This is a genomic window from Microbacterium sp. JAI119 (genome assembly GCF_013410135.1).
In the GTDB taxonomy this organism is placed as follows: Bacteria; Actinomycetota; Actinomycetes; order Actinomycetales; family Microbacteriaceae; genus Microbacterium; species Microbacterium oxydans.
This window is the reverse complement of the sequence record NZ_JACCCK010000001.1, coordinates 922,383-941,652: the sequence shown is the minus strand read 5'-3', so window position 1 is coordinate 941,652 and position 19,270 is coordinate 922,383. Positions and strand designations below refer to the sequence as shown.

The window sequence follows — 19,270 nt, the reverse complement described above, 5'->3', positions numbered from 1 at the left end:
GCTGAGCACCCGAGACCTCGTCTCCCGGGAGAGAATGGAAGCGACTCAGGAGGACACATGTCGTACAGCGTGGACAAGACCGAAGACGAATGGCGCGAGGAGCTCGGTGAGGAGCAGTACGCGGTGCTGCGTCAGGCCGCGACCGAACGGGCCTGGACGGGCGAGCTGCTCGACGAGGAGCGCGCCGGCCTCTACACCTGTGGTGCCTGCAACGCCGAGCTCTTCAAGAGCGGAACGAAGTTCGACTCCGGGTGCGGTTGGCCGAGCTTCTACGAGTCGATCCGTCCTGACGCGGTCGAGCTCATCGAGGACGACAGCCTCGGGATGGTGCGCACGGAGGTGCGCTGCGCCAACTGCGGGTCGCACCTCGGTCACGTCTTCCCCGACGGATTCGGGACGCCGACCGGCGACCGCTACTGCATGAACTCCATCGCGCTGAACTTCACGCCCGACGCGTCGTGAGCGCTCTCGACGCCGTCCGCGCACGGCAGTCCTGGTCGAAGGTCGAAGACACCGCGCCCACCCGCGACGAACTGCTCACGCTGGTCGCGGCCGCCGGTCGCGTGGCCGATCATTCGTCGCTGCGCCCTTGGCGGTTGATCGAGCTGCGAGGCGCGGATCGGGAGGTGCTCGGCGCGGCGATCGCGAAGGCACAGGGCGACTCCTCTCCCTCGTCGAAGCCGCTGCGCGCCCCGCTGCTCATCGCCGTCGTCGCGAGCTACCAGAAGAGCGAGAAGGTACCCCGGTGGGAGCAGGAGGCCGTCGCCTCCGGGGTCGCCCACACATTGAGCCTTCTCCTCGACGAGGCAGGGTGGGGCGTCATCTGGCGCACGGGCCACTACACGCGAGCCAAGGCCGTCGCCAAGGCCCACGGGCTCGGGAAGAACGAGGAGCTCCTGGGTTGGCTCTACGTCGGCGGCAAGCCCGAACACAAGAAACCGGGACGACGCAAGACGGTCGACGCCCGCAAGCTCGTCACGCGCATGCCGAAGCCGTCAACCAAGAAGGCGAAGAAGAAGTAGTTCAGCGGCGGCGAGGCCACGGCACCGCGACCACGACAGACGCGACGGCGACCACGACCATCGCGAGCACCTGCCAGAGCGCCGGCCCTGCTGCGGGCGGCCACACCAGGTCGATCACCACCGACGTGGTCAGCTGGCCGAGCACCGACCCCAGGCCCATCAGCAGCACCCCCGTCTGCGCCACGATGAACGTGCCGAGGAGGATGTAGGCGGCGCCGAGGAAGCCTCCGAGGTACAGCCACGGCTCGGCGGGGAGGGCGGCGGGTGCCCCACGGAACGCGATGCTCACGCCGGACGCCAGCGCGAGGACCACGGTTCCGGCGACGAAGCTCATCAGGGTCGCGGCCAGAGGTGAGCGCGCGCGCTGGGCCAGACGTCCGTTGGTCGCTGCCTGCCACGCGATGCCGACCCCGGCCGCGAACGGCAGGAGCAGCATCCACAGCGGCGCTGACGCCAGCACGTCCCCGGACAGCGAGATGCCGACCGCGGCGAGCGCGAGCGCACCTCCCAGGACACGTCCCGGCGTGACCGCGACGACGCCGGCCGGTCCGAATCCGATGCGATCGAGCACCAGACCGTGCACGGTCTGTCCCGCCACCACGCCGACCGTGAACAGCGAGACGCCGAGGACTCCGGCCGTGAGCCCCTGGGTGGAGACGGTGAGTGCACCGCAGGCGCCTCCGAGGAGCATCCAGAAGGGGATCGTGCGCTGTCGGACGCCGCTCCAGAGACGCGCCACTCCCCGTCGAGCCGAGGGGAGGCAGGCGATCACGATCGCGAGTGCCAGCAGGCCGACGGAGAAGGAGAGGAAGCCGGCGACGATGCCGTCGTCCACGCGCACCCCGAGCACGCCGTTGATCCGCGCCTGGATCGCCGTCATGACCCCGATCGCGACCGCCCCTCCGAGTGCCACCGGGGCGGGGATTCGACGAGGCTCTGGCACCCGTCGACCCTACCCGAGATGCTGCCCGCTCCCTCCCACCCGGATGTCGGCGCCCCGCGCTACGCTGACGGCATGTGCGCGAGCTACGGTCTCGATCCCCGATTCACCGATGCAGAGCTCCTCGCCGCGGCAGACGACGCGGTGCTCGAGGGCCTGCGCGTCTGGGCGCAGGAGAACGCGGGTGAGACCGTCCGTCCTACCGGCAAGAACCTGCGCAACCTCAATCCGCTGATCGTGCAGCCCGACACAGCGCCGACGCTGGAACCCGCATGGTGGGGTTTCCTCGTGAACGGCGAGCCGGCGAAGTTCCCGTCGATCAACACCCGCTCCGAGCGCCTGCAGGAGCGCCCGGGCGGCGCGAAGTCGCGGGGGATCGTCCCGGCAACGAGCTGGTACGAGATGCAGAAGCCGTCCCGGCAGTGGAACGAGTTCATCGTCGACGACGGCACCCTGTTCGGCATGGCCGCCGTGACGCAACGCGGCCGCACCGCAGACGACCAGTGGTACACGTGCTACTCGATCGTCATGCGCCTCGCGCCTGCGCACCTCGTCGATCTCCACGATCGGATGCCGCTGCTCATCCCGGCGTCGCTGAGCCACGACTGGCTGACGGCTCCGGTTTCGCGGGAGATCATCGACGAGGCGATCATCGCGTCCGACGAGATGGCCGCGCGGGTTCAGGCTCGTCCGCGCCGCTGACACACCGATACATCCGCCGTCGGTCGGACGCCTCGGCACCAGATGTGTACCTGAGGGGGACGCGCACTCCCGACCTCGCTCCGTAACGTTGTCCTCATGATCACAGCAGAAGGCCTCACCAAGAGGTTCGGAGACAAGACCGCCGTCGACGACGTGTCGTTCACCGTCCAGCCGGGCAGCGTCACCGGCTTCCTGGGCCCGAACGGTGCGGGGAAGTCGACCACCATGCGGATGATCGTCGGCCTCGACCGTCCCACGTCGGGGCGCGCCGCCGTCGCAGGCCGCGAGTACCGCAAGCTCCGCGCCCCGCTGACGGAGGTGGGAGTGCTTCTGGACGCGAAGGCGGTGCACACCGGCCGCACGGCCCGCAACCACCTCCGCGCGATGGCAGCGACCCACGGCATCCCCTCCTCGCGCGTCGACGAGGTCATCGACCTCGCCGGCATCGGGTCCGTGGCCCGCAAACGTGCGGGAGGGTTCTCGCTCGGCATGGGCCAGCGGCTGGGCATCGCCTCGGCGCTGCTCGGCGATCCGCACACGCTGATCCTCGACGAGCCGGTCAACGGCCTCGACCCCGAAGGTGTTCGCTGGGTGCGTCAGTTCGTCCGTCATGCCGCAGGGGAAGGGCGCACCGTGCTCCTCTCGAGCCACCTGATGAGCGAGATGGCACAGACCGCGGATCACGTCATCGTGATGGGACGTGGGCGCGTGCTCGCCGATGCACCGCTCGCAGATCTCGTCCGGTCATGGACGAGGAACACGGTGCGGGTGCGCACCCCGCGACCGGCCGACCTGGCTGCGGCCGTCGGCGGACCCGACGTGGAGATCGCGAGCTCCGCTCCCGACCTCCTCGACATCGTGGGCCTGCCCGCTGCGCGGATCGGCGACCTCGCCGCCGACCGCGGCATTCCGCTGCACGAGCTCACCCCGACCACCGGTTCGCTGGAAGACGCCTACCTCGCTCTCACCGGCGACTCCGTCGAGTACCGCACCAAGGAGATCTCATGACCACGACACAAGCCCCCGCACCCACGCGGCCGCGCGTCGACACCGGTCGGAAGCTGACGTTCGGGCGTGCACTGCGCGGCGAGTGGATCAAGCTCGCCACACTGCGCTCGACCTGGTGGTCCATCGGGATCGCTGCAGCCCTGACCGTCGCGATCGCCGTGCTCATCGCCCAAGCCCTCGACATGCCGGACTTCGAACCGATCCAGGCCGTCATCATGCCGATCCAGTTCACCATGCTGCTCGCCGGCATCATCGGTGCGATCTCCGTGACCGGTGAGTACTCGACGGGCATGATCCGCTCGACGCTCACGGCGAACCCGGTCCGCGGCTCGGTGCTGGCGGCGAAGTCGACGGTACTGGCCGCATTCATGTTCATCTCGTCGCTGGTGATCTTCGCCGTCGCGGCGCTCGCGGTCACGCTCATCGTCGCGCCGCGCGATCAGGGCATCGAGTGGTCGGACCCGTCCGCATCGCTGCTGCCGGTCGTCGTCGCCTCGCTCGCGATGGCCGTCTTCGCGCTGATCGGGGTCTCGTTCGGCTTCATCCTGCGCTCGGGCGCCGGAGCGATCGCAGCGACTGTCGGTGTGCTGTTCGTCCTGCCGATCGTCGCGAGCTTCTTCTCCTTCGCCGGCGACGCCTGGGCATGGGTCACCGAAGCGTCGGCGTACCTCCCGGTGGCAGCCGCACAGTCCGCGATCATGCCCGGTGAGACGGCTGCTCTCGACGCCCCCGTCGCGTTCCTGACGCTGGGCTGCTGGGTCGCCGGTGGCGCCCTGGTCGCGTGGGGCGTGCTGCGCACGCGCGACGCGTAAAGTCGGCCTGTGAGCAGAACGCGAAGCCGCAGCGACTCGATCCGCGAGGACGAGGAGCTGCGGCTTCCGCGTGCCCCGGGTCTCTTCCGGCGGTTCTGGGCTCGTCACCCGCTCTTCGCCGACATCCTGATCGCGCTGATCTGCCTGTTCCTGACGCTCACTCCGGCCGCGCCCTATCCGCGCAGCACGCTGCCCGAGGCCACGTACGTCACTGTCAACATCGCCACCCTGGTCATGGTCGCGATCGGATGCAGCACCCTGCTCTGGCGCCGTCGAGCGCCGCTGGGTCCCTTCATCGCCGCCGTGATCCTGGGAACCGTCGGGCTCTTCACCGGCATGTCGGGCGGCATCGTGCTCCTGCTCGTGGCCTGCTACGGCATCGCGGTCTACAGCTCGGCCCGCCTGGCGTGGATCTGCTACGGGATCGGCGCTGCCTGGTTCCTCGTGCTCACCACGGTGCTCATGCTGAGCGGGGCCACCGTACTCCAGGTCGGGCTCGACACCGCCCTCGGCTACGCGGCGCTCGGCCTCATCGGCACCCTGGTCGGCGTGAACGTGGGTGGCCGCAAACGCTATCTCCTCGCCATCATCGACCGTTCGCGCCAGCTGCTGATCGAGCGCGACCAGCAGGCGCAGCTCGCGGCCGCATCGGAGAGAGCACGCATCGCACGCGAGATGCACGACATCGTCTCCCACTCGCTCACCGTCATCGTCGCGCTGTCCGAGGGAGCGGCGGCCACCCCCGACCGCGAACAGGCTCAGAAGGCCGCGGCGCACGTCGCGGACACCGCCAGAGGCGCACTCACCGAGATGCGCGCGATGCTCGGGGTGCTGCGCGACGACGAGTCGCCGCTGCCTTTGGCCCCTATGCAGCCCGTGCCCGCACGAGACACCGTGGAAGCCGCTCAGCGCGCAGGCTACCCGGCGACGCTCACCGTGGTCGGGCAGACGGAGGTCTCCCCCGCTGTCGCGCACGCGATCGGCAGGATCGTCCAGGAGGGCGTGACCAACGCCATGCGTCACGCCCCGACGGCCGAGAGCATCAGTGTGCGCCTGGAGTACACGAGCGACGCCGTGACGATCGAGATCGTGAACGACGGCGTCTCCGGCGCGATCGGGTCGGACGGGTTCGGCATCCGTGGCCTGTCGGAGCGCGCCGCCCACGTGCACGGCACGGTGCAGTCGGCGCCGGCAGGTGGAGGACGATGGGTCCTGCAGGCGGTCCTGCCCGCATCGGGGGGCGCGTCCGTCGCACGGGCGCAGACGAGAGAGGAAGAGGGATGACGCAGAGGATCAGGGTGCTGCTGGTGGATGACCAGCAGCTCATCCGAGTCGGGTTCCGGATGGTCCTCGAATCGGAGGACGACATCGTCGTGGTCGGCGAGGCAGGAGACGGCAGGGCGGCCATCACGCAGAGCGCCGTGCTCGCGCCCGACCTGGTGCTGATGGACATCCGGATGCCGGAGCTCGACGGGATCGCCGCCACGGAGGCGATCATCCGGGACCGTCCGCAGACCAAGGTACTCGTGCTGACGACGTTCGATCTGGACGAGTACGCGTTCGGGGCGATCCGGGCGGGGGCGAGCGGATTCCTGCTGAAGGACGCGCAGCGACACGAGATGATCTCCGCCGTACGCGCCGTGCATCGTGGCGATGCCGCGTTGTCTCCTCGCATCACGAGAACGCTGCTGGAACATGTGACGCCGCAGCTCGGCGCCGCCGCGGCTCCTGCACCCGCCGAGAGCGCCGCTCTCGAGTCGCTCACCGAGCGCGAGCGCGACGTGTTCGTCGCGATGGGCCGCGGCCTCACCAACGCAGAGATCGCTCAGACGCTCTACGTCGGCGAGTCCACGGTGAAGACGCACGTCGGTCGGGTCCTCGCGAAGCTCGGTGCCCGTGACAGGATCCACGCGGTGATCCTGGCGCACCGGCTCGGGCTCGTCGGCGACGAGAGCCCGCCGATCACGCGTTCGTCGGCGTCCACTCCGAGACCCGATTGAGCCGCTGCACCTCTTCGCTCGACAGTTCGAGGCGCGCCCCGGCGAGAAGATCGGGAACCTGCTCCACGCTGCGCGCACTCGCGATCGGGGCGACCACCGTCGGCTGCGCGCGAAGCCAGGCGAGGGAGGTCGCGGCGATGGAGGCATCGTGCGCATCCCCGATCTCCTCGAGGGCGTCGATGATCCGCAGTCCCGCCTCGGTCGCGTACTTCGCCGCTCCCTGCGCGCGCGGCGAATCCTGGCCCACGGTCTCCGTCGACCGGTACTTTCCCGTGAGGAAGCCACTCGCCAAGGAGTAGTAGGGCACGAGTCCGAGTTCGAACTCCTCGGCGACCGGGATGATCGAGTCCTCGACCTCGTTGCGGTGCACGAGGTTGTAATGCGGCTGCACGGCGACGGGGAGCGCCACACCCGTGCGCCGTGCGATCTCGATCCACTCACGGATGCGATCGGCGGAGTAGTTCGACACCGCCACGTGACGCACGAGACCGTCGTCGACGAGCTGTCCGAAGGCTGCGACGGTCTCCTCCAGGGGAACCGACGTGTCATCGAAGTGGGCGTAGTACAGGTCGATCTCATCGACGCCCAGACGCCGCAGCGATGCCTCGGCGGCCCGACGGACGTTCGAGGCGGCCAGACCGCGGAAGTCCGGATGCTGACTCACCTTCGTGGCGACGACCACCCCTGCGGGCTTCCGAGATGCGAGCCACTCGCCGACGATCGTCTCGCTCTCGCCGCCCTCGTTTCCCGGAACCCAGGCGCTGTACGAATCGGCGGTGTCGATGAAGTCGCCGCCGCCGTCCACGAAGGCATCCAGCACGGCGAACGAGGTGTCGCGGTCGGCTGTCCAACCGAACACGTTGCCACCGAGCGAGAGGGGGAGGACGTCGAGGTCACTTGTTCCGATGCGAGTCATGACGATCACAACAGTCGATCCCATCGCCCGCATTCCCGGATGACGCCGTGTTGCGTCGGGTGCCGGTCACGGCGTCGGCGTCTCGTCGTCACCGTAGTGCTGCGACGGACGGGTGACGAGCAGCGGGTCCGGCGCGTGAGCGATGAGAGGATCCTTGCCGGGATAGTCGAAGCGGGTGAGGACAGACCGCATCGCTTCCAGTCGCGCTCGTCTCTTGTCGTCCGACCTGATGACGAGCCACGGAAGTGCCGCGGTGTCGGTCTGGCGGAACATCGCCTCTTCCGCTGCCGTGTAGTCATCCCATCGATCGATGCTCGCGACGTCGGTCGGGCTCAGCTTCCACTGCCTGACAGTGTCTTCAGCCCGCCGGGCGAAGCGTCGACGCTGCTCGTGCTCACTGACCGAGAACCACAGCTTGATGAGCCGTATGCCCGAGCCGACGAGCATGCGCTCGAACTGCGGTGCCGTCTGGAGGAACTCCTCGTACTCGGCAGACGAGCAGTACCCCATGACCCGTTCGACCCCCGCGCGGTTGTACCAGGAACGATCCATCAGGACGATCTCGCCACCCGACGGCAGGTGCGCGACGTAGCGCTGGAAGTACCACTGCGTGCGCTCGATGTCGCTGGGTCTGTCGAGGGCGACCACACGCGCACCGCGAGGATTCAGATGCTCCATGAATCGCTTGATCGCGCCTCCTTTTCCCGCGGCGTCGCGGCCTTCGAAGAGGACGAGCGCACGTTCGGATGAGCGCTTGATGTGCGCCTGCAGTTTCAGGAGCTCGATCTGCAGCAGCCGCTTCTCGCGCTCGTACGCGGCGCGCGCAAGCTTCTCCGTGACATCGTGCCGCCCTTCCGGCGTCGTTTCCGGCATGAGCACTCCAGGGATCCCGCCTTCAGGAGGCAAGCGCAGGTGGCCGCGGCGGGGAGTCGGCCACCTGCGCCGTCTTCGACCTGGCGCATCCGCAGGACCGCCAGGAAACTCAACAGTCAGTAACATATCACCGTCTAGTGCGATACTCCGGAATGGTCTCGCCTCCGCGTGCCGCTGAGGGCAGAAGCGGGTGGGAGGTGTCGGCGGATAGGGTTCCCCCATGGGAACGATCCAGTACGGCAACGGCGATGCGATCCACATCGAGGATCGGGCGCTCGCACATCTGAAGGTGGTCATCGCGACGAAACTGCGGCGCAACGAGAGCTTCACCCTGTCGTGGCGCCACCCTGACAGCGACTCCCCCGGGCGCTCGACGATCTGGCTGCACCCGTCGATTCCGCTCCGTTTCACCTTCGACGAACCGGAGGCGCCGCAGTTGAACCCGAAGTGGATTCAGGACCTCATGCAGTCGGCGAGCTCGACAGGCGGGATCAGCTTGATCGAAGAGGTCGTCGAGGCGCCGCCGATCGACGAAGCGAGCTGAACTCGCCCGCGCCGGACACGCAGGGAGACGTCAGTCCGTCTTCCACACGGAGAGCAACTGCCATCCCTCCGGCACCTGACCCTCGAGCGCGGCCATGTCGTCGGCCTCGATCTCGCGAATCCCGTCGCGGCGAAGGAACTTGCCCTCGACAGAGCGCATCGACCCGGCCTTCTCCATCGTCGCCATGGCCGACACCAGGTCCCACCCTTGGGGAGCCTGAGCCGTGAGCTGCGCGCGGACCTCGACGAGGTCTTCGCCCTTGAGGGTCACGCTGTGGGCTTCGACGGGGCGGATCAGTCCTTTGAGCATCAGACCAGCCTAGGACGCCCGCGTTCCGTTCCGGTGCCGGCCGTGCGACCGACGACACCCTCGCGGGAAGCGCTCGGTCCCCGGGCGATCCCTGTCGCACTCCTATGCTCGACCTGTGCGCACCTCCGTTCGGCTCGTCAGCCTCGCCGCAGCCGCGGCCCTGTCCATCACCCTCGCCGCATGCTCGGCTCCGAGCGCGGATCCGACCCCGTCTGCGACAGCCTCGACCACTCCGACCGCTCCCCCGAGCCCGACCCCGTCATCGACGCCGAGCTTCGACGCGGCGGACACGTCGACCTGGCTCATCACCGACCAGGGGATCGGCCGCGCAGAGCTCGGTTCGGAGTCGATCGTCGATGCGCTGAGCCCCACGTTCGCCCTGACCGACCCCTGCGAAGACCTGGAGTACTACGAAACGGCGGAGGGCGCACAGGCCAGCTTCGGGATCATCAGTCACCCCGGAGAGAGCGGCGTGAGCGGCATCACCATTCGCGTGCCGGGCGATGTCCCCCTGTCCGGCCCCGTGGCGACCTCACCTCTCACGGAGAGCGGCATCGGCCTGGGATCGACGTTGGACGAGCTCACCACCGCGGAACCGGACGGGGCATTCGACGCGGCGCCGGGGACCTCCGGCTACGTCGTCGGTACGAGTCCTCGGTGGATGGTCTTCGAGGTCTCCGAAGCCGAGCCGTTCGTCCGCGGCATCACCGTCACGGACACGCTTCCCGCAACCGGCTTCTGCAGCTGACTCCGACCCGGAAGGCGGAGGACACGACTGACGCGTTCCTAGTCATCTGTCTCGAACGCGAGGGTGTTTCCGTCAGGATCTTCCACCCAAGCGATGCGACCACCGCCGGCACGGGGGCCGATCCCTCGTTCGTCTTGGTCGAAACCGTCGTAGTGGACGAGTTCAGCGCCGGCCGCCGTCAACGCTGTGACGATCGCATCGAGGTCGTCGACGTACCAAGTGGCGACCGTCGAGTGCGTCGACCCCGCCGTCGGGGTCTCGAAGACGTTGAGCATGGTGCCCTGCCCGCACGCGTAGAAACGGGCGCCCCCTTCGATGTCGGCGCTCGGGCCGATGCTTGCGGGGACGAGCCCCAGTATGCCTTCGTAGAAGGAAGCGGACCGCTTGATGTCCTTCACACCGATCGAAGCCCTCACCGGAAAGTCGCCTAGAGTCATGCGCCCATCCTGGTGTCAAGGACGGGCTCGCGTCCACGCCCTGGTCACGATCAGTGCGACGACGAAGGCCCGCATCCCCAGTGTTTCCAAGGGGATGCGGGCCTTCGTGTGCGGAGCCGACTACGGGACTCGAACCCGTAACCCCCGTATTACAAGTACGGTGCGCTACCAATTGCGCCAAGTCGGCGGATGCCATCCATCAGCTTAGCGATGGCATCGACCACACCTCGACCTAGGAGGCAGGCGTGGTGGTCGGAGTCGGCGTGGGGGTCGGCGTCTCGCGAGAGGCGTCGCTGGCCACGCTGAGCACGAACTGCGAGAACTCGGCGGGATCGTCGAACGCACCGACGTATGCCTCGCCGTTCGCGACGATCATGGGCGACGCGTTCAGCTTGAGGTCCTTGGAACCGGACAGTGGTCCTTCGAGCGCGCGGGTGGTCGCTTCCTTCGCCCAGCTGACGAAGTCCCCGTCCTCGATGCACGAGCGCACGGCCTTGGTGTTGTCGGTGCCGACGGCGGCTGCGAGGTTGGCGAGATCCTCATCCGACATGCCGTCGCTGCCCACGTCGGGTTGCTTGTCGAGCAGGTCGTGATTGAACGCGTAGAACTGTGCAGGCGAGTGGCTGGCCACGCAGGCGGCAGCCGCTGCGGACCGCAGCGAGTACTTCGTGCCGTTCGAGCTCGCGGTGAGCAGAGCGACCGGGTGGTAGCTGACCGTGACCGCTCCCTCGCTGATCCAGCCGGCCAGCTGGCGGGCGTTGGCCCGCTCGAACTTGCCCGCGTCCGGCGAGAGGTAGTCGACGTAGACGTGGATGTCGACCTTCTCGGAGGCCGTGGCCTCGGGCGTCGGCTCCACCGGGGCTGCGGCATCGGACGGCTCCTCCGAGGGCGATACCGGCACCTCATCGGACCCCGCCACGGCGGTGATGTCGGTGACGACCACGCCGTCCGACTCCATTCCGGTGGGGGTGAGCTTCGGCTTCGACACCTGTGCTGACACCGCAAGGGTCACCGCAGTGCCGATCGCCCCTACGGCGACGATCGCGACGGCACCGATGATGATCCGTCGCATGAGGCGCGCCCTCGACTGCTGGGCGTGCACTTTCTGAGCCTTCTCCCGCACGACCTCGCGAGAATTGCGAGGTGTGGGGACGTTCGGCGTTTCGTCGCTCGACATCGTTCCTCTTGTGAGTCTGAGGGGGTCCGGGTTGGCCCCGACCGCCGCTCGGCGACGATCGCCGCTGGGCGCGGCCGAGTTCGATGCTAGCCAGTGAGGCTGAGAAATACCCAGGTACCGCTGTTCATGTCATACTGACTTCGACCCAAAGACGGGTCACGGTGGCTCATCCCACCGCTTCATCACTACGGATCGTCCGGCACGTACCTGCCGGTGAAGGAGAAACGACAATGGCATCTGTGACTTTCGACGAGGCCACCCGCCTGTACCCCGGTGGAACCCGTCCCGCCGTCGACAAGCTGAACCTCGAGGTCGGTGACGGCGAGTTCCTCGTCCTCGTCGGACCTTCCGGTTGCGGTAAGTCGACGTCCCTCCGCATGCTCGCCGGCCTGGAAGAGGTCAACGCCGGCCGCATCCTCATCGGTGACCGCGACGTGACCGACGTGCCGCCGAAGGACCGTGACATCGCCATGGTCTTCCAGAACTACGCGCTGTACCCGCACATGACCGTCGCCGAGAACATGGGCTTCGCGCTCAAGATCGCCGGCGTCGGCAAGGAGGAGCGTGCGTCGCGCGTCCTCGAGGCCGCCAAGCTCCTCGACCTCGAGCAGTACCTGACCCGCAAGCCGAAGGCTCTCTCGGGTGGTCAGCGTCAGCGTGTGGCCATGGGCCGCGCGATCGTCCGTCAGCCCCAGGTCTTCCTCATGGACGAGCCGCTGTCGAACCTCGACGCCAAGCTCCGCGTCCAGACCCGTACACAGATCGCGTCGCTGCAGCGTCGCCTCGGCGTCACCACGGTCTACGTCACGCACGACCAGACCGAGGCGCTCACCATGGGCGACCGTATCGCCGTGCTCAAGGACGGCCTGCTCCAGCAGGTCGGCTCGCCGCGCGACCTGTACGAAAAGCCCGAGAACGTCTTCGTCGCCGGCTTCATCGGCTCGCCCGCGATGAACCTGTTCTCGGCCGACCTGGCCGACGGCGGCGTGCGCTTCGGCACCGAGGTCGTGCCGCTCGACCGCGACACCGTCGGCCGCGCCAACGGCTCGCAGGTCACGGTCGGCGTCCGCCCCGAGGACATCACCGTCGGCCCGGCAGACGGCAAGGGCCTCTCGGTCGTCGTCGACCTGGTCGAGGAGCTCGGCGCAGACGGCTACCTCTACGGTCACACCGACATCAACGGCAAGCGCACCGACCTGGTCGCCCGTGTCGACGGCCGCAGCCACCCGAACGCCGGCGAGACGGTCACGCTGGCTGCCAACGCGGGTCACGTGCACGCGTTCGACAGCGAGTCCGGCGTGCGACTGAACGACAAGCCGGTCGTCTCCGCCTGATCGGATCCACAGACGCGGCGCGGGCTGACTTCGGTCACCTGCGCCGCGTCTCTTTTTCCTCACCGCCCGCCATCAGGGAGCACCATGCAGGACTCGCTGCGGATCACCGCCAGCAAGATCGATCCAGGGCTGCTCGCGCTCCCCTGGTCGACCACCCTCGCCAATTGGCCGTCCGAGCACATCGTGTCGCTCCCGAAGGGGCTCTCCCGCCACCTCGTGCGATTCGCCGATCTCTCCGGTCGCGTCGTCGCCGTCAAGGAGACCACTGCGGAGATGGCCCAGCGCGAATACGACATGCTCGGCAACCTGGCGCGCCTCGATGTGCCATGCGTCGACAGGGTCGCCGTGATCGCCGGCCGCACCGATGCCCATGGTGACCCCCTCCCCGCCGCCCTGGTCACATCACACCTGCGCTTCTCGATGCCGTATCGCGCGCTGTTCACGCGGGTGCTGCGCCCTGACACCGCGAACCGTCTCGTCGACGCGCTCGCGCTGCTTCTGGTGCGCCTGCACAACGTCGGCTTCTACTGGGGCGACGTCTCGCTGTCGAACACCCTCTTCCGGCGCGATGCCGGTGCGTTCGCGGCCTACCTCGTCGACGCGGAGACCGGGGAGCTCCACGAGGAGGGCCTCACTGACGGCCAGCGCGCGTATGACCTCGACCTCGCCCGCACCAACATCGCCGGCGAGATCATGGACCTCGCGGCCGGTGGACGTCTGGAGCACGGAGTGGATGCCGTGGCGATCGCGGACGGCATCGTGTCGTCGTACCGGTCGCTGTGGGCCGAGCTCACCGCTCAGGAGTCGTTCTCCGCGGCCGAGACGTGGCGCATCACGGAACGGGTCGAGCGCCTCAACGCCCTCGGCTTCGACATCGACGAGATGTCCATGTCCACGACAGCCGACGGCACCGTCGTGGAGATCCAGCCGAAGGTCGTCGACGCAGGGCATCACCAGCGGCGCCTGATCCGCCTCACAGGCCTCGACGTCGAGGAGAACCAGGCCCGTCGCCTGCTCAACGACCTCGACGAGTTCCGCGCCCGCTCGACCAAGCAGTGGGCGGACGAGGAGATGTACGCCCACGAATGGCTCACCCGTGTCTTCGAGCCCGTCGTCCGTGCGATCCCCTATGAGCTGAGGGCCAAGCTCGAGCCTGCCGAGGTCTTCCACCAGGTGCTGGAGCACCGCTGGTACCTGTCCCAGGCGGAGGGACGCTCCATCCCCCTCGCCGAGGTGCTCACCAGCTACATCAACGAGGTGCTGCGCCATCGCCGCGACGAGGCCACGATCATGGGCCCGCCCACCGAGACGATGAGCCTTCCCGTCATCACGGGCGCGACGCCGACCGCCGACGACGATGATGACGTCGACTGGCGCGATCTGGTCTGACCGCTCCGAGGCGTCGGGGCCGCGACTCAGTAGCCGACGGTGAACCGCTCGCGATGGTGGTTGCCCTGCTCGATCTCATCGACCACCGCGACCGCGAAGTCGGCCCCCGAGATGAACGACTTGCCCTCGTCGTCGCGGACGATCACATCGCCGCCGTCACGGTAGTGTCCGGTGCGCTCGCCCTCTGCCCACGGACCGAAAACCTCGGCGGGGTGCACGAAGAACCAGTCCAGACGCGGATCGGTGGCTTCGAGCAGTGCGAGCGAGTCGATGCCGACCTGCGCCTCGTGCTTGTACTCCTCGGGGAAATCCTGATCGAACAGACGCGGCCCACCGGGAGCGACGAGACTGCCCCCAGCACCGCCGATCACGCCCAGGCGCGTCTCCGTCCCGGTGAGTCGATCGACGAGCCCGCTCAACGCCTCCAGGACCCTGTTCTCCATGTCGCCGCGAGGAGACAGCGCGGACACCACCGCATCCGCTCCGTCGAGCGCCGGGGCCAACGAGTCGAGGTCCAGCGCCGTGCCCTGCAGATACGCAGCGCCGGCGACGGGATCCGTCGGTTCCGAGCGCGACAGGGCGATGACCGCATGACCGCGCGACACCGCCTCGGCAACGATGTGACGGCCGGCGTAGCCGGTTCCTCCGAGGACGACGATGCGAGCCAGGCGGTTCTCCCCTAGTCAGACGTATGTGGCGATGGAATCACTTCGCGGCGCGGAGCGACGCGACCTGGTACAGCGCGACGGACGTCGCGATGCCGGCGTTCAGCGACTCGGTGGCCGCGGAGATCGGAATCGAGACGATCTGGTCGCAGGTCTCGGAGACGAGACGGGAGAGCCCCTTGCCCTCGGAGCCGACCACGATCACGACGGGGCGATCGGCCAGCTGCAGTTCCGGAAGCGACACGTCGCCGTCACCGTCGAGCCCGAGCACGAAGACACCCTGCTTCTTGAACTCCTTGAGCTGCGTGGTGAGGTTGCTCGCGAGAGCCACCGGGGTGCGGGCGACCGCTCCGGCGCTGGTCTTCCAGGCCGCGGAGTTGACGCTCGCCGAGCGACGCTGAGGAAGGATGACGCCATGGCCGCCGAACGCCGCCGTGGAGCGGATGATCGCGCCGAGGTTGCGGGGGTCGGTGATGCCGTCGAGCGCCACGAACAGCGGCACGTGGCCCTGGTCGATGACCTGCTCGAGCAGATCCTGGGGGTGCGCGTACTCGTACGGGGGCACCTTGATCGCGACGCCCTGGTGCACGCCGTCGAAGCCGGCCATCCGGTCGAGCTCGGGACGCGTGACCTCGAGCACGGGGATGCCGCGGTGGGTCGCGATCGAGAGCATCTCCTTCACACGGTCGTCCATCTCCACGCGCTGCGCGATGTAGAAGGCCGTCGCCGGGATCTTCGCCCGCAGTGCCTCGAGCACCGAGTTGCGACCCGTGACGATCTCGGTGTCGTCTCCTGCCTTGGCCTTGGACGCGCGGTTCCCGCCGCCAGCCCCGGGACGTCCGCCGCCCGGCCGCCCCTTGCCGCCGGTCGCCGCGGCGTACCGCTCGGCCGCAGCCTTGCGCTTGCCCGCCGGGTGCCAGGCGCGGTCCTCCGCCTTCGGCGTCGGTCCGCGACCCTCGAGCGCCTTGCGCCCGAGTCCGCCGGTGCCCTTGGTCGGGCCCTTCTTGTTTCCCTTGCTCGCGCCGGGGCGCCCTGGCTTAGCCATCGATACTCCAATGAGTTCCGGCCGGAGTGTCCTCCAGCGTGATTCCTGCGGCGGCGATCGCATCTCGGATGCGATCGGCCGCCGCCCAGTCCTTGTCAGCGCGTGCCTGTGCGCGCTGGGTGATCATCGTCTGGACGAGAGCGTCCAGCACAGACTCCGACGCGTGAGTCCTCGCGCCGGATGAGGCGGTGAGACCGAGGACGGAGGTCATCGCCAGCACGGCCCGAAGAGCGTGCAGCGCGGCTTCCGTCTCCCCCGCATCGAGCGCCGAGTTGCCCGCGCGCACCGTCTCGTGCAGAACAGCCAGCGCCTCCGGAACCCCGAGATCATCATCCATCGCGGCCACGAAGGCCTCGGGAAGACTCTGCGACACGAAGAATCCGATGCCCCCTTCGGCAACGCGTGCGGCACGCTGCTGGAACGTCGCGATGCGACCGAGCGCGGCCTCCGCCTCCGCCCACGACGACTCGCTGAGGTCGAGACTCGAACGATAGTGCGCCGAAGCGAGCGCGTAGCGCACCACCAGCGGCTCGTGCGCGGCGAGGACGTCGGTGGCCAACGTGAAGTTGCCGAGCGACTTCGACATCTTCTGCCCGTCGACGGTCACGAGGCCGTTGTGCACCCAATAGCGGGCGAAGCCGTCTCCTGCTGCGGTCGACTGCGCGAGCTCGTTCTCGTGATGGGGGAAACGCAGATCGAGCCCGCCGCCGTGGATGTCGAACTCCGCGCCGAGATAACGCTTCGACATCGCGGAGCATTCGATGTGCCATCCGGGACGGCCGGTCCCCCAGGGCGATGCCCAGGTCGCATCGGACGGCTCCTCGGGCTTGCTCCCCTTCCAGAGCGCGAAGTCCTGCGGATTCCGCTTGCCTCGGGGATCCGCGTCCTCCGCCGCTTCCATCGCGTCCAGCGACTGATGGGTGAGTGAGCCGTAGTCGGACCAGGAGCGCACGTCGAAGTAGACGTCCCCCGATCCGTCCGGCGCAGGGTAGGCGTGGCCGCGCTCGATCAGCAGCGCGATGAGCTCCTGCATCTGCGGAACCGACGCCGTGGCTCGGGGCTCGTAGGTCGGCGGGAGGATCCCCACGCCCGCATAGGCAGCGGTGAACTCGCGCTCCATCCGGTAGGCCAGCGCCCACCACGGCTCGGACTCGGTCGCGTTGGCGAGCACCTTGTCATCGATGTCCGTCACGTTGCGGACGAACGTCACGCGACCGTGGCGGTACTCGAGCCAGCGCCGCAGGAGATCGAAGCTGAGGGCCGCTCTGACGTGCCCGATGTGCGGGCCCGACTGCACGGTGGGTCCGCACACGTACATCGTGATGTTCTCAGGATCGAGAGGCACGAAGTCGCGCAACTGCTGCGCGCGGGTGTCGTAGAGGCGGACTGTCACCGCTCAAGCTTACCGGGAGCGTCGTTCCTGAGCCTGGGCGCGTGCGAATGCGTCATCCATGACGGGCGAACTCAGTCCACGGGGAAGATCTGTCCCGTCTGCACGCCGAGGACGCTCTTCGCGTACGCCATGCCGACCCGGTACGAGGACACCGGGACGAACCCGGGGAACGACGAATGGTAGGAAGGCGCGTCCTCGAGCACTGAGGGGCTGACGGCGTTGATGCGGATCGCACGCGGGAGCTCGGCGGCTGCGCCCAGCACGAACGCCTCGATCGCTCCGTTCGCGAGCGAGGCCGCGGCACCCGTGGCGATCGGCTCGCGGGCCAGGATGCCGGAGGTGAGGGTGAAGGAGCCGCCGTCACGCACGAACCGCGTACCGATGCGGACGATGTCGAGCTGGGACAGCACCTTGCCACGGAGCGCGGATTCGAAGTCGTCACGCCCGAGCTCGGCCAGCGGTGCGAACGGGACGCTGCCGACAGCGGCGATGACCGCATCCACGTGGCCCACATCGTCGAAGAGCCGCTCGATGGATGTCGGGTCCGTCACGTCGACCGACGGATCACCGCTCCGCGAGGCGGCCACGATGTCGTGACCTTCGAGCGCTCCGACTGCCGCCCGTCCGACATTCCCACTGGCTCCGATGATGAGGATCTTCACTGCGGCTCCTTCTGTGATGGTCTCGTCGACAGGAAACGATCCGCACGGACCGCGCATTCCCCCGCCGAGTCAGAGCGGGAAGACCGTCGCGATCGCGGTGACCGCGATGCCCTCCGCCCGCCCGGTGAATCCCAGCCCGTCGGTCGTGGTGGCTGTCACGGACACCGGAGCGCCGAGGATCCCACTGAGGAGCTCCTGGGCTTCCGACCGTCGCGGGCTGAACTTCGGACGGTTCCCCTGGAACTGGACCGAGACGTTCCCGACCGCGAAGCCGGCTTCCCGGAGCAGCTCGCGCGTGCGGGCCAGGAAGACCTCGGCATGGGCCCCCGCATACTCGGGATGGGCGGTGCCGAAGTGCTCGCCGATGTCGCCGATGCCCGCCGCTCCCAGGAGCGCATCGACGATGGCATGGGCGACCGCGTCTCCATCCGAATGGCCGGACAGAGGCTGCTCCCCTGGCCACTCCAGACCGGCGAGCCAGAGGTCGCCCTCGCCGCCGAAGGCGTGAACGTCCGTGCCGATGCCCACCCGCGGGATGCCGGCGCCTGCGTTGTGCGAGCCCAGAAGGTGTCTCGCGCGCTCGAGGTCGGCCGGCGTGGTGATCTTGAACGCGCGTTCGGAGCCGTCGATGTGCCGCACGGGGCGGCCTGTCGCCGCGAACAGCGCCGCATCGTCGGTGTACTCGACCCCGCTCTCCCGCGCGGCGGCGTAGGCGGCCTCCAGCGCTGCCCGCGGAAAGCCCTGTGGCGTCTGCGCCGCTGCGAGCTCGGAACGGTCGACGGCGGCCGCCACGGTTCCATCGACGACCCTCTTGAGCGTGTCGACGACGGGCAGCGTCGGAATCACGCCGACCCCTGCGGTCACAGCCTCTGCGACGGCATCGATCTGTGAAGGAGGGGTGAGCGCACGTGCGGCGTCATGCACCAGCACCGTCTCGATGTCGCCCCAGAGCGCGCTCAGACCCGCGGCCACCGACTGCTGCCTGGTCGCGCCGCCGGTGACCACGCGCCCCAAATCGGCGCGCTCCCCCGCCGCTTCGCGCAGCTCGGTCTCGGCGTCGCCCTCCCAGCCTGCGGGGGCGACCACGACGACCTGGGCCGGCGCGGCGGCGAACACCCCGTCGAGCGCATGGCGGAGCACGGAACGGGAGTCGACGCCGACGAAGGCCTTCGGGGCGCTCGCCCCCAGTCGGGTGCCGGAGCCTGCGGCCACGACGATGATCGCTGTGCGTGGAACGGGAAGGATGGTCACGGCTTCACGTTACCGGCCGAGACGACGAAAGGCGGGTGCCGAA

22 protein-coding genes and 1 tRNA gene are annotated in these 19,270 nt (G+C 68.5%); 11 read left to right on the top strand and 12 right to left on the bottom strand.

Annotation, left to right across the window (positions count from 1 at the left end):
• Positions 1–57 precede the first annotated feature (57 nt).
• Positions 58–462, top strand: coding sequence for a peptide-methionine (R)-S-oxide reductase MsrB (gene msrB, locus HDC31_RS04640; protein ID WP_017828933.1), 405 nt, complete (start codon positions 58–60; stop codon positions 460–462).
• Positions 459–1,022 (top strand): nitroreductase family protein, encoded by a 564-nt coding sequence (locus HDC31_RS04635; RefSeq protein WP_113681370.1) that lies wholly within the window; start codon positions 459–461, stop codon positions 1,020–1,022. The genes msrB and HDC31_RS04635 overlap by 4 nt, the downstream gene beginning before the upstream one ends.
• A 1-nt stretch (position 1,023) precedes the next feature.
• Here the strand turns inward: HDC31_RS04635 and HDC31_RS04630 are convergent, their stop codons facing one another.
• Positions 1,024–1,935 (bottom strand): DMT family transporter, encoded by a 912-nt coding sequence (locus tag HDC31_RS04630; protein ID WP_113681371.1) that lies wholly within the window; start codon positions 1,933–1,935, stop codon positions 1,024–1,026.
• 48 nt (positions 1,936–1,983) lie between these two features.
• On the opposite strand from HDC31_RS04630, the gene HDC31_RS04625 reads away from it, so the two are divergent.
• The 5 genes from HDC31_RS04625 to HDC31_RS04605 all read left to right on the top strand — a co-directional run bounded on the left by HDC31_RS04625 (position 1,984) and on the right by HDC31_RS04605 (position 6,484).
• Positions 1,984–2,664 (top strand): SOS response-associated peptidase, encoded by a 681-nt coding sequence (locus HDC31_RS04625; protein ID WP_257021941.1) that lies wholly within the window; start codon positions 1,984–1,986, stop codon positions 2,662–2,664.
• A gap of 96 nt (positions 2,665–2,760) precedes the next feature.
• Complete coding sequence (locus HDC31_RS04620) at positions 2,761–3,672, top strand: ABC transporter ATP-binding protein (RefSeq protein ID WP_046746540.1); 912 nt, start codon at positions 2,761–2,763, stop codon at positions 3,670–3,672.
• On the top strand, positions 3,669–4,484 hold the full coding sequence (locus HDC31_RS04615) for an ABC transporter permease (protein ID WP_113681372.1): 816 nt from the start codon (positions 3,669–3,671) through the stop codon (positions 4,482–4,484). The genes HDC31_RS04620 and HDC31_RS04615 overlap by 4 nt, the downstream gene beginning before the upstream one ends.
• A gap of 9 nt (positions 4,485–4,493) precedes the next feature.
• Entirely contained in the window at positions 4,494–5,768 is a 1,275-nt protein-coding gene (locus tag HDC31_RS04610; RefSeq protein ID WP_113681373.1) for a sensor histidine kinase, read from the top strand.
• Positions 5,765–6,484 (top strand): response regulator transcription factor, encoded by a 720-nt coding sequence (locus tag HDC31_RS04605; protein WP_061018031.1) that lies wholly within the window; start codon positions 5,765–5,767, stop codon positions 6,482–6,484. The genes HDC31_RS04610 and HDC31_RS04605 overlap by 4 nt, the downstream gene beginning before the upstream one ends.
• Here the strand turns inward: HDC31_RS04605 and HDC31_RS04600 are convergent.
• On the bottom strand, positions 6,447–7,400 hold the full coding sequence (locus HDC31_RS04600; protein WP_061018039.1) for an aldo/keto reductase: 954 nt from the start codon (positions 7,398–7,400) through the stop codon (positions 6,447–6,449). The genes HDC31_RS04605 and HDC31_RS04600 overlap by 38 nt on opposite strands.
• Positions 7,401–7,466: 66 nt before the next feature.
• Positions 7,467–8,312, bottom strand: a complete 846-nt coding sequence (ppk2, locus tag HDC31_RS04595; protein ID WP_374939220.1) for a polyphosphate kinase 2 — start codon at positions 8,310–8,312, stop codon at positions 7,467–7,469.
• A 181-nt stretch (positions 8,313–8,493) separates the two neighbouring features.
• On the opposite strand from ppk2, the gene HDC31_RS04590 reads away from it, so the two are divergent.
• Entirely contained in the window at positions 8,494–8,817 is a 324-nt protein-coding gene (locus HDC31_RS04590) for a hypothetical protein (protein WP_061018027.1), read from the top strand.
• A 30-nt stretch (positions 8,818–8,847) separates the two neighbouring features.
• On the opposite strand, the gene HDC31_RS04585 is transcribed toward HDC31_RS04590, so the two are convergent.
• Entirely contained in the window at positions 8,848–9,126 is a 279-nt protein-coding gene (locus HDC31_RS04585; RefSeq protein ID WP_061018024.1) for a hypothetical protein, read from the bottom strand.
• A 115-nt stretch (positions 9,127–9,241) separates the two neighbouring features.
• Between HDC31_RS04585 and HDC31_RS04580 the strand changes: the two genes are divergently transcribed.
• Positions 9,242–9,874 (top strand): hypothetical protein, encoded by a 633-nt coding sequence (locus tag HDC31_RS04580; protein WP_113681375.1) that lies wholly within the window; start codon positions 9,242–9,244, stop codon positions 9,872–9,874.
• 38 nt (positions 9,875–9,912) lie between these two features.
• On the opposite strand, the gene HDC31_RS04575 is transcribed toward HDC31_RS04580, so the two are convergent.
• From HDC31_RS04575 to HDC31_RS04565, 3 genes are all read right to left on the bottom strand, one after another.
• Entirely contained in the window at positions 9,913–10,311 is a 399-nt protein-coding gene (locus HDC31_RS04575) for a VOC family protein (protein ID WP_113681376.1), read from the bottom strand.
• Positions 10,312–10,425: 114 nt separating this feature from the next.
• Positions 10,426–10,498 (bottom strand) — tRNA-Thr (locus HDC31_RS04570).
• A 45-nt stretch (positions 10,499–10,543) separates the two neighbouring features.
• Complete coding sequence (locus HDC31_RS04565; RefSeq protein WP_058630991.1) at positions 10,544–11,488, bottom strand: thioredoxin domain-containing protein; 945 nt, start codon at positions 11,486–11,488, stop codon at positions 10,544–10,546.
• Between the two features lie 230 nt (positions 11,489–11,718).
• Between HDC31_RS04565 and HDC31_RS04560 the strand changes: the two genes are divergently transcribed.
• Both HDC31_RS04560 and HDC31_RS04555 read left to right on the top strand, forming a co-directional pair.
• Positions 11,719–12,822, top strand: coding sequence for an ABC transporter ATP-binding protein (locus HDC31_RS04560; protein WP_046746531.1), 1,104 nt, complete (start codon positions 11,719–11,721; stop codon positions 12,820–12,822).
• Positions 12,823–12,906: 84 nt separating this feature from the next.
• A complete protein-coding gene (locus HDC31_RS04555) occupies positions 12,907–14,211 on the top strand; it encodes a DUF4032 domain-containing protein (RefSeq protein ID WP_113681377.1) in 1,305 nt (434 codons plus the stop codon).
• 26 nt (positions 14,212–14,237) lie between these two features.
• On the opposite strand, the gene HDC31_RS04550 is transcribed toward HDC31_RS04555, so the two are convergent.
• From HDC31_RS04550 to ispD, 5 genes are all read right to left on the bottom strand, one after another.
• On the bottom strand, positions 14,238–14,879 hold the full coding sequence (locus tag HDC31_RS04550) for an NAD(P)-dependent oxidoreductase (protein ID WP_113681378.1): 642 nt from the start codon (positions 14,877–14,879) through the stop codon (positions 14,238–14,240).
• A 37-nt stretch (positions 14,880–14,916) separates the two neighbouring features.
• Positions 14,917–15,921 (bottom strand): 23S rRNA (guanosine(2251)-2'-O)-methyltransferase RlmB, encoded by a 1,005-nt coding sequence (gene rlmB / locus HDC31_RS04545; protein ID WP_058630990.1) that lies wholly within the window; start codon positions 15,919–15,921, stop codon positions 14,917–14,919.
• The gene (cysS, locus tag HDC31_RS04540; protein ID WP_113681571.1) at positions 15,914–17,314 is read right to left on the bottom strand and encodes a cysteine--tRNA ligase; all 1,401 of its coding nucleotides are present in this window, start codon (positions 17,312–17,314) and stop codon (positions 15,914–15,916) included. The genes rlmB and cysS overlap by 8 nt, the downstream gene beginning before the upstream one ends.
• A 71-nt stretch (positions 17,315–17,385) precedes the next feature.
• Positions 17,386–17,976 (bottom strand): short chain dehydrogenase, encoded by a 591-nt coding sequence (locus HDC31_RS04535; protein ID WP_113681572.1) that lies wholly within the window; start codon positions 17,974–17,976, stop codon positions 17,386–17,388.
• Between the two features lie 69 nt (positions 17,977–18,045).
• A complete protein-coding gene (gene ispD, locus HDC31_RS04530; RefSeq protein WP_058630987.1) occupies positions 18,046–19,227 on the bottom strand; it encodes a 2-C-methyl-D-erythritol 4-phosphate cytidylyltransferase in 1,182 nt (393 codons plus the stop codon).
• Positions 19,228–19,270: the final 43 nt, after the last annotated feature.